The organism is Microbulbifer elongatus, from assembly GCF_020524885.1.
Taxonomy (GTDB): domain Bacteria; phylum Pseudomonadota; class Gammaproteobacteria; order Pseudomonadales; family Cellvibrionaceae; genus Microbulbifer; species Microbulbifer elongatus_A.
In genome coordinates, this window is the sequence record NZ_JAIVKJ010000001.1 from 897722 (window position 1) to 912588 (window position 14867).

Here is a 14867-nt window from a genome sequence, read left to right on the forward strand (position 1 = left end):
CCCGCGGGTTCTCTTCCTTGAGTCTTCCGGTGAAACGCTGGTGGCCTTCCGTTAGCCGCTGGTGGCTTTCTATCAAGCGGTGGTGGCACTCCCTCACCGGCCGCCTATCGCTGATGGCGACGCTGGTGTTGCTGGTGTTTCTTGCCGTGCTCTCCGGGGTACTGGAAAAGGCCTACCGTACCTCGCTGGATGAAGCCAAGGCGCGCGAGTTGCAGCTGCATATCTACACGCTGCTGGCGGTGGCGGAACCGGATGGTGATGGCCTACAACTACCCCTGAATCTCCGCGAGCAGCGTTTTAACCAGCCGGATTCCGGTCTGATTGGCGCGGTGATGGACGCCCGTGGTCGTGTCATCTGGCGTTCACAATCGGCCCTGAGCCTTCCGAACTTTTCTGCTCTGCCATTGCCGCTGCCACTGCGACAGGGGCAGGAGGTTTACGCCGAGATACGCCTGCCAGACCTGGAAACGCCGTACAGCAGCTTTCGCCAGGGTATTGTCTGGGGGCTGGATAACCCGCGACAGTTCACCTTTGTCATCCTCGAGGATGCTGGGCCTCTGTACGCCCAGGTGAAACAGTTCAGTGACACGCTTTGGCGCTGGTTGGGTATCGGCGCCCTGGCGCTGATCGCCGTGCAGTTACTGGTATTGCGCTGGGGGCTGGCGCCGTTGCGCGGAGTGACCCGTGCGCTGAAGCAGATGCAGCAGGGTGGGGCAGATACCCTGCAGGGAGACTTCCCCCGGGAACTGGTGCCACTCACCGACAACCTCAATCTGCTCATAGAGAACGAGCGTCGCCAGCGGGAGAAAACCCGGCACACCTTGGGCGACCTGGCGCACAGCCTGAAAACGCCCCTGGCGGTGCTGAAGGGGCTGGACGTCGACAAGGACCCGGAGGTTGCCCAGGCCGCGCTGGTGGAGCAGGTGCAGCGTATGGACAGCATCATCAGCTACCAGTTAAAGCGTGCAGTAGCGACCTCGCCGAAATCGATTCTTCGCGGTGTAAAAGTGCAACCGCTGGTGGAGAAAATTCTCACCGCGCTGGACAAGGTGTACCGGGGCAAGTCGGTGGATGCCGAGCTGCTGTGCGATGACTCGGTGCTGTTTTACGGCGACGAAGGCGACTTGATGGAGATGCTCGGCAACCTGCTGGATAACGGTTACAAATATGGCGGTGGCCGGTTGCTGATAAAAGCCGCGAATACTGAGGATCATCGGGGGCTGGAGATTCTGGTCTCCGACAATGGCCCCGGACTGACCGAGCCACAGTGGCGTAAGGTAGTCCAGCGCGGTGTACGTGCGGACCAGCAGCAACAGGGGCAGGGTATAGGGCTGGCCGTGGTGGTGGATATTGTGGAGAGTTACCACGGTGAGATCGGCATAGTGCCCGCCGATACGCGCGGGGAGGATGATCTGGGTGGCTTAAGCCTATACATCAGGCTTTAATCCAGACGGCCATTTGCTCGGTCCGCAAGTAGCGCGCACAACTAATAAGTACAAGCAATAAGTACAAACAATAAACTGAATCTGGCAATACAAGGGATTTGCAATGCGCAACACGCCATTCCGCAAGCGGCTGTCTGCCTGTGTGTATTTCTTCTCTGCGCTGCTGGCACTCGGCTTCGTTGCGGCCAACTCCACTGTAAACGGCGCAGACAACATTCAGGCCACGGGTATTGATACAGGGTCTCCCTGGCCGAACGGTGCCGAAGTGGCGGTGGTGCTCACTTACGACGACGCCCTTGATTCCCACCTGGATACCGCTATTCCCCAGTTAAATAAATTGGGGTTGCCGGGCACCTTTTACCTGAGCGGTGCGCGCCCCGCCATCCGAATGCGTCTGAACGAATGGCGCCAGGCGGCAGATCAGGGACACGAGCTGGGCAACCACACGCTGTATCATCCCTGCCGCAAATCCGTGGCCGGTCGCGACTGGGTAAAACCCTGGCAGGACCTGGACAATTACACCCTGGACCAGTTTGTGGAAGAAGTGAAAACCACTAACAGTATGCTGGAGGCCATCGATGGTGAGAAACAGCGAACGTTCGCCTATCCATGTGGCGATATGCAGGCCGGTGATGAAGATGTGCTTCCGGCGTTAAAGAAACTGGTGAGTGGCGCGCGCCTGTATTCCGAAGATGGTCAGCACCAGCCGGAAAATGACGATTATTATCGGGTGGCTTCTTTTGATGGCGCGGAGAAAAGTGCGGAGCAACTGATCGCCGTGGCGGAGGCCGCGCGAAAAAATAATAGCCTTGTGGGCTTTATGTTTCACGGCGTGGGCGGAGATTACATCACGGTATCGTCCGAGGCCCATCAGCAATTGCTCGAACACTTGGCGGCCCACCCGGAGCGATACTGGGTGGCCACCATGCGTGAAGCCATCGCGCACCTTAAGCGGTCTCAACAGCTGTTAAATTCAGATTAGAACCAGTCACTCTGCATTTCGAAGGGTACGCTGTTGCCGGATTCCAACAACGCAATCTGCGGGGTAATTTCCGGCAATTCCCATTCAATGTAATAACGGGCCGCCTGCAGTTTGCCGCGATAAAAGTGTGAATCCCCGGCAGGCAGGTTTTCTTCGCCGTCCAGTTTTTTCGATGCGATAGCCGCCTGCTGCAGCCAGATCCAGCTCACAACGACGCGGCCAAAAACATCCAGGTACAGGGAGGCGTTGGCCAGGCCTCGATCCGGGTCTGCAGACATCTGCAGCAGCAGGCTTTCCGAAACACCGTTCAATTGATTCAGGCCGGCTCGCAGGGCCTCAGCCAAGGGTTGCAAGGTTTCATTGTCGCCGCAGCCGGACAGCGTCTGTTGAATCTCTTTTGCCAGAATCTGATAACCGGCCATACCTTTGGCGGGTACTTTTCGCCCCAGCAGATCCAGAGCCTGAATACCTTCGGTACCTTCGTGAATCGGGTTCAGGCGATTGTCGCGATATAGCTGCTCCAGCGGGTATTCGCGGATATACCCGGAGCCACCCAGCACCTGAATCGCCAGGTCATTGGCCTTGAGGCAGTATTTTGATGGCCAGGATTTGACGATGGGGGTGAGCAGGTCGAGTAGGTCCGAGGCCTTCAGTCGCTCCGATTCCGTTTCGCCACTATGGGCATCTTCGAACAGGGAAGAGGCATACAGGCACAGTGCCAGGCCACCTTCCACATAACTCTTCTGCATCAACAGCATGCGCCGCACATCGGCGTGCTGGATGATGGGCAGCTGCCGGGACTGGGGATCGCGATTGGATGGCAGGCGACCCTGTGGGCGGTCTTTTGCGTACTGTAGCGCGTGCTGGTAACCGCGGTACCCGAGTACCGCGGCACCAGTGCCAACACCGATGCGCGCTTCGTTCATCAGCTGGAACATGTAATGCAGACCTTTATGAGGTTCACCGACCAGATAGCCGATAGCGCCCCCGTCTTTGTCCCCATCCTCTCCAAAGTTGAGCACTGTGGAAGTGGTATTGCGATAACCCATCTTGTGCAGCAGTCCAGCGAGTTTTACGTCGTTGCGGATGGCGGACTGGCCGTTTTTCGCGGGAATAAACTTTGGTACCAGAAACAGGGAGATACCCTTCACTCCTGGAGGGGCATCTTTTATGCGCGCCAGCACCATATGCACGATATTTTCGGTAATGGACTGGTCGCCGCCAGAGATAAACATTTTCTGGCCGCGCAGACGGTAGCTGCCATCTTCGGCAGGCGTTGCGCTGGTGCGGATGTCAGCCAGCGCCGAACCCTGGTCCGGTTCCGTGAGCGCCATAGTACCGGCGTAGCGGCCGTCCATCATCGGTGGCAAGTAGGTTTGCCGCAGGGTGTCACTGGCAAAGCTGCGCACCAGGTTGGCGGCGCCGAGTGTGAGGAAAGGGTAGGCCGCAGAACTGACATTGGCGGCATTGATGTAGGCCATGGCGCTGCGCAGGATTACCTCCGGCAGCTGCAAGCCTCCCTCCTCGAAATCGTAGTGGGCGGCGAGGAATCCGGCCTCGGCAAATGCATCCCACGCAGCTTTGGTTTCGTCGATGAGGGTAACTTCTTCCCCATCGAAGGTGGGCTCCTGGGCGTCGCCTTTGGTGTAGTGATCGGCAAAATATTTGTCGGCAATGGTCCTAGCGGTATTCAGGGTTGCATCGAAGATTTCCCGGGAGTGCTCCTGGTAGCGGGGTCGCTGAAGCAGCGCCTCGGTATCCAGAAATTCATAAAGCAGGAATTCGATATCCCGGTTTCTCAGGAACTGTTCACTCATGACCCGACCTATCACCATCTTTATTTTTTCGATCCGGTCAGGGTAGGGAGTGACAGTCGCGGCGGCAATGACATTTCAGGTAATTGCCGCTGGCGATAGTCGGTGTCAGCAGCCTCGAAATCGACCGAATCGGACAGGAGGAGGGGGTCAGGCGCTCTCACTGCCCTTGATATCCTGAGCGTTCTTCTGCTCCTCGATCTCTTTCATTGTATGAGGCGCCTGCGCTGGCTGTTCGGCTACCGCGGAGCATCCGGGCGTCACGCCATCCCACAAGCGGGTGGAAAGCTGGCGGGCGCTATCGCTGCGGCCGTCGGCGATCCAGCCGGCGATTGCGCCCGCCACATCTGGCCAGCTAATACGTACGCCATTGGGGTTTTCTTCCAGCCAGCGACTGATAGTGATGGCATCGATATGATCTACAACTTTTGCCAGTTGCAGCTCTTTCAGTGCCAGCGCGTTGGCTTCCTGCTCAAACTGCCCTTTCAGTGGGCGTGTCAGGATCGGCTTGCCGAGGGTAAGGGTCTCCGCAATTAGCTCGAAGCCACTGTTGCAGATCACCGCCTTTGAGGTGGATACATCGCGCCGGAATCCCTCAACCGAGGGGGCCTTGAGGGTGATGTGCTCGGCTTTTGGCAGATCCGTGGGCAGGCCATAAACCACGAACTTTTGCGGCAGCTGTGCCAGCTGGTGTAACAGAGGGCCGTGGTTCTCAAATGGCAGGTAAACCAGAATGTGATCCCGCTCTTCACCGTCTTTGGTGGCCGGTTCATCGTGGGCGTGTGCAATAGGCGGCAGAATAGGATGGCCGAAGTGGTACCAGTGCATGCCAAGACTGGTTTGAACCGGGGCGAACGCCTTCATGATCGCGCGTGCAGTCCAGCCAAAGGGGGGGGTGGGGATGGGAAAGTTGAACGCGTACTGGTGCCCCAGGCCGAGGCTTGGGCACTTGCGTTTTTTCGCGGCCCAGGCCGTTACCGGCTCGAAGTCACTGATGACCAGGTCGTAATCATTGACCGGCAGCTCACGGATATCTTTCAGGAGCTGGGGCAGGTTGAGTTGTCTTGCGGTGGCGAACTGATCAATCTTCCCGCCTTGGTGTACGAAGGTCAGGCCCTCGCGCCACCAGTAATCACCAAATGCTTCCATGGCAAAGAATTTTTCCGGCGGGCGGCCGCTGAACAGCCACTGTACATGCAACTCGGGGAACTGGCGGAAGGCCTCTGCCATGGCCCGGGCGCGAGAAAGGTGGCCGTTGCCAGTACCCTGAACGCCGTAGAGTATTTTCAAAGTGCTTCTCCGGTTGAGCAGAACGTTGTCTGGAAGAGGGGTAAATGCAAGCGCTTACAGCAGTGCACCGCTGACCGCAAAGCCCACGCAGATACCGAGCAGTGCGCCGGCGCATACATCGGTGGGAAAGTGAACACCGAGCCCCACTCGTGAGGTGCCCACACCTGCGGCCCAGAAGTACCCCAGTGCCCACAAGGGGTTGAGACACTGGCTCAGCATGGTCACAAACAGAAAAGCGCCGGAGGTGTGGCCCGATGGCAGGCTAAAGCGGTCATTGGCGACGACGATGGAGCGCAGCCCGGGAATGGCTTCAGGGGGGCGGTTGCGCCGGGTGGTATTCTTGATGGTCCAGTAGAGCGATCGCTCGATCGCGTAGGCGGCGCCACAGGTGTAGAGGAACTGCAGGGCGGCACCGGCGTTGACGAGCGCGATGAGCAGGGGCGAGAGCAGATAGAGCCAGCCGTCCGCGGACCGGGACAGCAGCAGGTAGTTCCTGCGGGAGGCTGGCCGTGTCGCCCGTTCTGCCATGCGCAGAACCAGGGAGACATCTACCGTTTTCAGAGTGATAGGTAAGCTTCGCATGGGTTAAAAATACGAAGCGAATGTTGCGCAGACTTGAACAAAATATGTCAGGTCTGTGAAACCTTCCTAGAGGGGCTGTAAGAGCCTGCCTTGCAGGCTCTTAAGGGGAGGTTTCAATCAATGCCGATTTTGATGGCTCCGGAGCCGGGCAGTTTCTCAATCAGCTCGTGCCCGCACAGCCGGGATGGGGTGAAGTAGCCACCCTCTCCCGTGTAATCCAGCAGATACTGCATCACGGCCAGTGATCCGTGCACGGTGACGTCGTAGCCGTTGGCGGTGACTACGCGGCCCACACGACGCTCGCCGCGGCGGTCGTTACGCACTTCGCCCCACACCCAGGTCTGCTGTTCTGCGCGCTGGTTCTCGGTTGGGCCACGTACGCTCTTTTCGATCTTGCCCTTGAGCCAGTTCTGCACCCAGCCCATTTTCAGTAGCCAGCGGAAGGCATTCAAACGCTGCATCTTCTTCGCCCGGCGCGGGCTCATGGGAATGTACACCTCGATATTGGGAATTTCGGTGGAATAGTAGGCAGTGGCCACGTCCCCCCAGGGAATGGCCACGGCGAACTTCTCACCGCGACCAAAGTCGATTTTGCGGGTCAGTTCGGCGTGGGGGATCACTTCGATCTTGCCATTGCGTCGCACCGCACCGCCTACGCCGAGGCTCTCGATGGATGTTTTGGCGGTGCCGGGGCTGAATCCTGAATCGGAATCGAATCCCAGCGTAAGGTGCGTGGCGCTGTTCATGGTCTTGTGCAGGGCGGCGGCCAGGCAGTCTGTGGGTATCACATCAAAGCCGGTGCCGGGGCACAGTACTACACCGGCGGCTTTCGCTTCGGCGTCCAGGGCATGAGCCTGTTGGTAAACGGCCATTTCACCGGTAATGTCCTGGTAATGTGTGCCGCTGGTGATACATGCGCGCATCATCGGCTCTGCGGTGGCCGAGAAGGGGCCAGCGCAGTGAATCACTACCGCAACGCCCTTGAGCGTGCGCACCAGCGTCTCCTGATCGTCGAGACTTACCGCAATGGCGGGCAGCCCCAGCTCGTTGGCCAGTGGCTGCAGTTTTTTTGCGCTGCGGCCGGACAGAATGGGCTTCAGCCCCTGGGCGACTGCCTGGCGGGCGATCAGCTCGCCGGTATAGCCGTAGGCGCCGTAAATCAGGATCTGCTTGTTATTCACCGGTTGTCCTTATTGTGTTCGATCGTGTGAAATTTCTTTTTAGGGGGCGTGGAATAGTTGGAGCCTGAGAAATCAATCCAGGGCCTTTTCCAGGGCAAAGCGCGGCACGGTTTCGCCGTCTTTTTCCACGGATTCCGCAAACATGGCCAGTGGCCGCGCCCACACGCCGTAGTCATCATACAGAGCGCGGTAAATCGCCAATTGTTCCCCGGTTTCACTGTGGGTGGCGATTTCCATCAAATGGTATTGCCTGCGGTTCTTGTAGTGGCGATAGATACCTTTCTGCATGTGCAACTCTCGTTGTGGATTCCAGGGCGCTGTGGTCAACCTGTGTGATCAGCTCATATGAAACGGGGACAGCTGAATCTGGGTGACGCGCTGGCCGTGCAGTACCGCAATGCCGCCGTAGCGACGCTCACCGGTGGAGGTGAACTCAAACTCGTACTGGCGATGCAGGCGCACCTGCCCATTGCGATCCCGCTTCAGGCGCGTGCGCGCGAGCATTACCGTGTCATCCAGCAGCTGTACCCCGGTGTCCGCACAGTGTTTTTTTACAATTCGACGCACCCGGTCTTTGGCGGCCATGCCGGCCCAGAAATACCAGGCGGGCAGCCCCAACAGAAAAATCCATACAAGGTCGCCGAGTGAGTAATACATAGGTAATTTGATTGCTATATCATCGTAACGCGCAAGAATACCACCACAGGAGGGACTATGCCCGGCACGATTCTCATCACCGGCTGCAATCGCGGTATCGGCCTTGAAATGACCCGGCAATTTGCCGAAGACGGCTGGCAAGTGATCGCCACCTGTCGCAACCCGTCAGCGGCCTGGGAACTGGGTGAGCTGGCCGAGGCCAACCACAATATTGAAGTTCACGGCCTGGATATCACCGACTACCAACAGATGGCGGGTCTTGCCAAAGACCTGGATGGGCGCCGGCTGGATATCCTGATTAGCAATGCCGGGTATTACGGGCCCAAGGGTGTGGGGCTCGGCAGTGTGGATGTGGAAGAGTGGCGCAAGGTACTGGAGGCCAACACGATCGCGCCCTACAAGCTGGTGGAGACTTTTTATCCCAACCTGGCCGGCAGTGAGTACAAGGTGATCGGGGTTCTGAGCAGCAAAGTGGGCAGTATCGAGGACAACAGTTCCGGAGGGGGCTACATCTATCGCTCCTCCAAGACCGCGCTCAACCAGGTAGTGAAAAGCCTTTCCATTGATCTGGCAGGCGAGGGGATCAAGGTATTGGCGCTGCATCCGGGTTGGGTGAAAACCGAGATGGGCGGTCCCAATGCGTTGATATCGACAAAGGAAAGTGTGGCGGGGCTGAAAAAAATCCTGCTGGAGGCAAGCGCTGAGCAAAGCGGGCGCTTTCACAATTACGACGGGTCTGCCATTCCCTGGTAGTCCGGCCCAAGAAACGCCATCAGGAAGTCTGGCCCGCGCGCAATCAACTGTTCTTTTCTGCGCTTGGGCCAGCGCTTGATTTCTACTTCCAGTTTTAGCGCGTCGGACTTGCTGCGCATGGCGCACTGAAATGCCAGTTCCAGCGGGCCGCGTCCTCGCAGCGCTTTAGCAGCTTTGGGACCGCCATTGCTGTGCTCTTCAAAGCGCCTTTGTACATCGCGGGTGACGCCGGTGTAGAGGGTGTCATTCGCAGTGCGAATCAGATAGACAAACCAACCAGACAAAATGATCCCACCAACTAAAAAAGACTTTGCTGATCGCCGGATTGCGGCGGCAGAAAAAAGCGGCCGCAATCCAGGTTCATTTTTCGCTCGTTTAGACCAAGCTTGCGGCAGGTTACCCGAAAGCGTTGCTGAAGCAACTGCGCAAATACACCGGTACCGCGCTGGCGCTGGCCGAATTCACTCTGGTTGTCTTTTCCACCGCGACTCTGCTGCACAATGCTCATCACATGTTCTGCGCGTTCCGGGTAATGCTCTGAAAGCCACTGTCGGAACAGTGGCGCCACTTCAAAGGGTAATCGCAACAGAATATAGGCTGCGTGGATAGCTCCGGCTTGCTGCGCGCTGGTGAGAATGGCCTCCAGCTCGGAATCATTCAGGGCGGGAATCATCGGCGCGGCCATGACCGCGGTAGGAATCCCGGCATTGGCCAGCGCTTCGATGGTGCGCAGCCGCGCCGCTGGCCCCGCAGTGCGCGGTTCCAGTTTGCGCTTCAAATCATTGCTCAGCGTGGTCACGCTGATACCCACATGCACCAGGTTGTCCTGGGCCATTTCCGCCAGAATGGGCAGGTCGCGCAGGATCAGCTGCCCCTTGGTGACGATGGTGACCGGATGCCGGTAGCGCTGCAGGGTTTCCAGTATCTGGCGGGTGATCTGCTTGTCTTTTTCCAGCGGCTGGTAGGGGTCGGTGTTGGTGCCCATAGCGATAGGGCTGCACTGATAGCGCTTTTGACGTAGTGCAGTTTCCAGCAGTTCTACCGCGTTCGGCTTGTAAAACAGCCGGGTTTCAAAATCGAGTCCCGGCGACAGGTCCATATAGGCGTGGGCCGGGCGGGCGTAGCAGTAGATGCAACCGTGCTCGCATCCACGGTAGGGATTGATTGATTGATCGAAAGGAATGTCCGGGGAACTGTTGGAGGCGATAATACTCTTGGCCTGTTCGGGAATCGCCTCGGTTCGCAGTTGCCCGCTGGGCTCCTCTGCAAGGTCCCAGCCGTCGTCTTCACAGGTACTGCTGGTCAGGGCAAAGCGCCCGGCTAGGTTGCTGGCAGTGCCTCGCCCTCGGATAACCTTGCCTGAGGGCGAGCGCGGGGAGTCGTTCATGGCGCTTTTGATATAGTACTGTACGGTTGTACAGTATAAGGGGCTGCGCTGGGGTCGGCAAGAAGTCAGTGAAACTGTAGGCTTCGCCTTTTGGCCTAGCCTTTAAGCTCCTGCTGTTTGCGCTGGTCGAACTGGCCTACAAGCTCGGCTGCCACTTTTTCATCCAGTACTTTTCTGGCCCGTTTGAAGATCTCCTCCTCTTCCTCATCCATGTGGTGCTCCAGCATTTCCTGCAGTTTCTTGAATTTCTGCAGCCAGCCGCCCGACCCCATGTCCAGTTCGTCGAGCTCCTTGATGACGTCAGAGGCCTCTTTGTGTTCGGCGATACTGTGGCGCGCTTTCTCCTGTCCGTCGGGTTTCTCAATCATTGCCGCGTAAAAGGTCTGCTCTTCTGCCGCTGCGTGCGCTTCTGCTTCGTTACTGAGCTCCTTCCAAAGTGATTGCCGTTCTGAGGTGTCTCCCGAGGTTTCCGCGACCTGATTGATCAGTTGGCGCTGCTTTTCATGGTCTTTTTTTAGGCGCTCGTAGATATCCATGGGGCGTCTCCATTTGTGCGAGTGTCGTTAAATTCCACATAAGCGGTCGGGTTGCCGCAAGTTGATGTAGGTTTTAGGGTAGTCGCTATCGTGGGTTGGAAATGCTAGGCATTAGTGACAGTCGGCAACTTCATCGCAATAATGGATCAGGCTTCATCGCATTGATTAGAAAGGGGAAGTAATGGATCTCGACGCTGTCACGACCATCAAAGCATTTGCGGTAGGTGTACTGCAGATTTTTGCCCTCGTGTTTGCCTTCGCCCTTGTGATACTTGTGCTTTATGTGGTCTACCTGTATTTGTCGGATATCAGTCAGACCAAGCAAGCGGTGCGGCGCAACTTCCCGGTACTGGGGCGCTTCCGCTACCAGTTCGAGCACCTGGGGGAGTTTTTCCGCCAGTACTTCTTTGCCCTGGACCGCGAGGAAATGCCGTTCAATCGCGCCCAGCGCAGCTGGGTGTACAGGGCGGCGAAAAACGTGGATTCCACTGTCGCGTTTGGCTCAACGAGGCCGCTCAACCAACCCGGGGATATCGTATTCCTCAACCACCCCTTTCCGACACTGGCCAAGAATGCGGTACCACCCCGGGAAGTAACCGTCGGCGAGGGAGTTGCCCGCCTCCCCTATACCACCAGTTCCATATTCAATATTTCCGGGATGAGCTTTGGTGCGCTGTCGGTACCTGCGGTGACCGCACTCTCTCGCGGCGCTGCCAAGGCCGGAATCTGGCTGAATACCGGGGAGGGGGGGCTCTCTACCCATCACCTGTCCGGCGGCTGTGACATCGTGTTTCAGATCGGCACCGCCAAATACGGTGTGCGTGACGAGGAAGGATTGTTATCCGACGAAAAACTGAAGGCGGTAGCAGCGCACGATCAGGTGAAAATGTTCGAACTGAAGCTCTCCCAGGGTGCCAAGCCAGGGAAGGGCGGCATACTGCCGGGCGTCAAGGTAACACCGGAAATAGCCCACGTGCGTGGCATACCGGTAGGAATGGACTCCATCAGCCCCAATGGCCACCCGGAATTCAACGATGTGGATGGCCTGCTGGATATGATCATTCGTATCCGTGAAGTGACCGGAAAACCTACCGGCTTCAAGTGTGTGATCGGTAGCAGTGACTGGTTGCACGATCTCTGCGCAGCTATTCAGCGGCGCGGTCCCGAGTCGGCGCCAGACTTTATCAACATCGACAGCGCTGATGGCGGCAGTGGCGCGGCGCCACAGAGTCTGATGGATTATATGGGCCTGCCACTCAACCGCAGCCTGCCGCTGGTGGTGGATCTGATTTCCCAATATGGACTGCGTGAGCGGATCAAGATTATTTGCGCGGGCAAACTGCTCACTCCTTCGATGGTCGCCTGGGCGTTGGCGATGGGTGCGGACTTTATAAACTGCGGGCGGGGATTTATGTTTGCCCTGGGCTGTATTCAGGCTATGCAGTGCAACAAAAATACCTGCCCTACGGGAGTTACCACGCACAATCCGGATTTGCAGCAGGGGCTGGACCCCATGGACAAAGCCGAACGTGTTTATAACTACGCGCACAATATGGCGTACGAAGTAGGCACCATTGCCCACTCCTGCGGTGTACCGGAACCGCGCCTGTTGCGCCGTGCCCATGTAGAAGTAATTGGTGAGCGCGGTGTGCCGGTACCAATGTCCGACGTTGTTCCAGAGGTGCAGCCAAAATCGGTGATTGCATCGGACCGCGGTGTTAAGTGAAAGCTGCTACCCGTTAATACTGACTTGGGGAAAATACCATGGAAGGGGTTACCACTCTGGTAGGGCAAGGCCTGTATATGGCGGTTGCTGCGGTGGTCGGTATGGGTATTGCCCGTGTGCTGAAGCGGGATAATACGCTGGGGTGCCTTATTGCCGGTGTGCTCGCCGGTGTCCTGCTGCCGGTATTTGACTACGACACCGGGCTGCGCGCAGAGAATATTCACCAGCTGGTGTTTTTTGTCATCCTGCCGGTACTGATTTTTGAGTCCGCCTGGAAAATCGATCCGGATATCCTTTTTCGTTGGTTGGGACCGATTCTTTTGCTTGCGACCCTCGGAGTGACTATTTGCTGGCTGATGACGGCCGCATTGGTCTATTACGGTATTCACCACCCCACTGGTTTTCCCTGGGTTGCCGCGTTGCTCACCGGTGCCATTCTCGCCGCGACTGACCCTGTTTCAATCGTTGCTCGCATGCGCCAAAGTCACGCCAATGAAGAGTTGCTGACACTGGTTGAAGGGGAAAGCCTGTTTAACGATGCGGTCGCCATCGTTCTGTTTTCTTTTGTTCTCGGCGTAGCCAGTCACAGCGTGATGGAGGGGGCTGTAGCCACCGGGGAAACTGTCGCAGGGTTTGGGAGTTTCGCGCTGTATTTTGTGGTGCTGTTCTTTGGCGGACTCGCCGTGGGCACCCTGTGCGGGCTAATCACGGCGATTGTCATCCTGTTTTTACGCTCGGCGGGCGCGGCGCTGATGGTGCTGGTGCTGGCGGCGTTTGGCAGCTTCTATTTGGCAGAACATGTGATCGGGGTGTCGGGTATCCTCTCCGTCATGATCTGCGCGATTGTTGCCAGGGCATGTTTGCGCGAGCAACAGGAGACCTATCTTGCGCATGCGGCGCCGACCTGGGAATGGTTGAGCTTACTGTTCCATGCGTTGATCTTTGTGATCATGGGGCTGGTGATCACGTTCGAGATGTTTACCGACCAATGGCTGGCGATGATTATTGCGATTGTTGCCGCGATAGGTGCACGCGGTTTGTCGGTGTTTCTGCTGTCGCCACTTGCGCGCTTTGTAGGACCACCAATTCCAAGAAACTGGCGGTTGATTCTGAGCTGGGGTGGTTTGCGTGGGGTGATCGCGGTAGCGCTGGTACTGTCGCTGCCGACGGAGCTACCCTACTGGTGGACGGTGCAGTCGATGGTTTTCGGGGTGGTGTTGTTTTCCCTGCTGGTGCAGGGCACTACGAGCACTCGGCTGATGCGTAAACTGGGCCTGTGATCTCGCGAGTGACTATATGGTGCTGCCATTGGGGCTGGACTTGGCTGGTTTCGTTACGGCTTTTGTTTTTGTAAAACAGATGGCCAGCCAAGCCGAGAACGATCAGGGCAAAAATAAGTACGCCGATTACCCTGAGCATGGTTACTACACCTCTTTCTGTTCTTTTAGTGCACCCCTGACCACTCACTTCAATGTGCAAGTGCCGCTATCGAGAGCAGGCTGCGAATAGGCAGAGACCCTGAGTTTGATGGTCTGTTTTAGTATAGATGTATCGAGGTTGGTAGTAATGTGATGCGGTGGAGGCTAATTTTCCAAATCTTACCAATGTAGTGGTCAACCGTTTCCGGACAGTAGTTAAGATTTTCTTCGGCCTTTGCCGGCGGCACACCATCTTTGTGCTGTTGGTGTATGTCCTTTCTATTTCCCGAGGATTGGGAAAGAGCTCAGCCATTCAGTAAGCTTCCGGTACTTTGCAACAGAGGGTAGGTCGCCATGCGCTATGCCATTGCATTTCTGTTCAGCTTTGCCGTCGCGCTGCCGGCGTGGGCAGAGGAGCGGGTGAGATCCCTGCCCAACGGAGCCTCAAAAATTCTTATAAACGGCGAGACGTATCACTACTGGGTGGGATCTTTCTATCGGCCGACCAAAGGTGGTTTTATCCGAGTGGAATCCCCTCTGGGTGCGCGGGTGCCGAATGTTCCCGGTAGCAGCGGTACCTTCACCATGGGGGGGGAGCGCTACTACGTATCCTCCAGAGGCACCTTTTTCGTATACGAACCTGACGGTGACGATTTTACGGTCGTAACTCCGCCCTATGGCTGGCGCGATTATTACAGCGCGCCGCAGAGAATTACCTCACTTGCGCCGCCAACTCCGGTTCCGACTCCTGCGCCGGTAGCGCCTCCACCTCCCGAATTGCGACAGGTCTACCCACCCCCTGCGACTGCGTATCGCGGCGGTGGCTACTATGGCCGCTACCGCAGTGAATACTGGGGTTATTACGGGCGCTACCGTTTTCGCGACGACATCGGTGGTCAAACTTACCAGGAGCTTCGGTCGACATGCCGTCGCATCGCTAGAGATCAATCGCGTCGTGCCAAGGTTGGCCCCTACCGGCGCGAGCCGGGCAGCTACCAGGACGAGCACGCGCGGTGCATGAGTTATTACTAGCAGCCGGTTTAGTCTGAGAGACTCAACTAGCCGGCTTGTTACTGCAGTCTTGGAAAGATGAGGT

At 57.3% G+C, this 14867-nt stretch carries 16 protein-coding genes; 7 read left to right on the top strand and 9 right to left on the bottom strand.

Translation table 11 applies throughout. The features are described 5' to 3' along the window. Positions 1-29: 29 nt before the first annotated feature. Together LC059_RS03785 and LC059_RS03790 are read left to right on the top strand one after the other, a co-directional pair. Positions 30-1445 (top strand): ATP-binding protein, encoded by a 1416-nt coding sequence (locus LC059_RS03785; protein WP_226702487.1) that lies wholly within the window; start codon positions 30-32, stop codon positions 1443-1445. 103 nt (positions 1446-1548) lie between these two features. Then, positions 1549-2427 (top strand): polysaccharide deacetylase family protein, encoded by an 879-nt coding sequence (locus LC059_RS03790; protein WP_226702488.1) that lies wholly within the window; start codon positions 1549-1551, stop codon positions 2425-2427. Here the strand turns inward: LC059_RS03790 and LC059_RS03795 are convergent. The 6 genes from LC059_RS03795 to LC059_RS03820 all read right to left on the bottom strand — a co-directional run bounded on the left by LC059_RS03795 (position 2424) and on the right by LC059_RS03820 (position 7951). Continuing rightward, the gene (locus LC059_RS03795; protein ID WP_226702489.1) at positions 2424-4244 is read right to left on the bottom strand and encodes an acyl-CoA dehydrogenase; all 1821 of its coding nucleotides are present in this window, start codon (positions 4242-4244) and stop codon (positions 2424-2426) included. The two genes, LC059_RS03790 and LC059_RS03795, sit on opposite strands and share 4 nt — an antisense overlap. Positions 4245-4391: 147 nt before the next feature. After that, positions 4392-5531 carry an MJ1255/VC2487 family glycosyltransferase gene (locus LC059_RS03800; protein ID WP_226702490.1) on the bottom strand — a complete coding sequence of 380 codons (1140 nt, stop codon included), beginning with the start codon at positions 5529-5531 and terminating at the stop codon, positions 4392-4394. Between the two features lie 54 nt (positions 5532-5585). Further along, positions 5586-6113 carry a phosphatase PAP2 family protein gene (locus LC059_RS03805; protein ID WP_226702491.1) on the bottom strand — a complete coding sequence of 176 codons (528 nt, stop codon included), beginning with the start codon at positions 6111-6113 and terminating at the stop codon, positions 5586-5588. A gap of 113 nt (positions 6114-6226) precedes the next feature. Then, positions 6227-7294 carry a saccharopine dehydrogenase family protein gene (locus LC059_RS03810; protein ID WP_226702492.1) on the bottom strand — a complete coding sequence of 356 codons (1068 nt, stop codon included), beginning with the start codon at positions 7292-7294 and terminating at the stop codon, positions 6227-6229. Positions 7295-7366: 72 nt separating this feature from the next. After that, on the bottom strand, positions 7367-7582 hold the full coding sequence (locus LC059_RS03815; RefSeq protein WP_226702493.1) for a DUF1653 domain-containing protein: 216 nt from the start codon (positions 7580-7582) through the stop codon (positions 7367-7369). Between the two features lie 48 nt (positions 7583-7630). Then, positions 7631-7951 (bottom strand): DUF3301 domain-containing protein, encoded by a 321-nt coding sequence (locus LC059_RS03820; protein ID WP_226702494.1) that lies wholly within the window; start codon positions 7949-7951, stop codon positions 7631-7633. 57 nt (positions 7952-8008) lie between these two features. Between LC059_RS03820 and LC059_RS03825 the strand changes: the two genes are divergently transcribed. Continuing rightward, positions 8009-8704 (top strand): SDR family oxidoreductase, encoded by a 696-nt coding sequence (locus LC059_RS03825; protein WP_226702495.1) that lies wholly within the window; start codon positions 8009-8011, stop codon positions 8702-8704. Here LC059_RS03825 and LC059_RS03830 read toward each other — a convergent pair. The 3 genes from LC059_RS03830 to LC059_RS03840 form a co-directional block, all read right to left on the bottom strand. Further along, positions 8677-8988: a GIY-YIG nuclease family protein gene (locus LC059_RS03830; protein WP_226702496.1), complete on the bottom strand. Its 312-nt coding sequence runs from the start codon at positions 8986-8988 to the stop codon at positions 8677-8679. The two genes, LC059_RS03825 and LC059_RS03830, sit on opposite strands and share 28 nt — an antisense overlap. Positions 8989-9002: 14 nt before the next feature. Next, entirely contained in the window at positions 9003-10091 is a 1089-nt protein-coding gene (locus LC059_RS03835; RefSeq protein ID WP_226702497.1) for a PA0069 family radical SAM protein, read from the bottom strand. Positions 10092-10186: 95 nt separating this feature from the next. Further along, entirely contained in the window at positions 10187-10627 is a 441-nt protein-coding gene (locus LC059_RS03840; RefSeq protein ID WP_226702498.1) for a hemerythrin domain-containing protein, read from the bottom strand. Between the two features lie 181 nt (positions 10628-10808). On the opposite strand from LC059_RS03840, the gene LC059_RS03845 reads away from it, so the two are divergent. The 4 genes from LC059_RS03845 (at position 10809) to LC059_RS03860 (ending at position 14803) form a co-directional block, all read left to right on the top strand. After that, positions 10809-12353 carry an FMN-binding glutamate synthase family protein gene (locus LC059_RS03845; RefSeq protein WP_226702499.1) on the top strand — a complete coding sequence of 515 codons (1545 nt, stop codon included), beginning with the start codon at positions 10809-10811 and terminating at the stop codon, positions 12351-12353. A 38-nt stretch (positions 12354-12391) separates the two neighbouring features. Continuing rightward, positions 12392-13633, top strand: a complete 1242-nt coding sequence (locus LC059_RS03850) for a cation:proton antiporter (protein ID WP_226702500.1) — start codon at positions 12392-12394, stop codon at positions 13631-13633. 16 nt (positions 13634-13649) lie between these two features. Then, the gene (locus LC059_RS03855; protein ID WP_226702501.1) at positions 13650-13862 is read left to right on the top strand and encodes a hypothetical protein; all 213 of its coding nucleotides are present in this window, start codon (positions 13650-13652) and stop codon (positions 13860-13862) included. Positions 13863-14125: 263 nt separating this feature from the next. Continuing rightward, a complete protein-coding gene (locus LC059_RS03860) occupies positions 14126-14803 on the top strand; it encodes a DUF6515 family protein (RefSeq protein WP_226702502.1) in 678 nt (225 codons plus the stop codon). Positions 14804-14867: the final 64 nt, after the last annotated feature.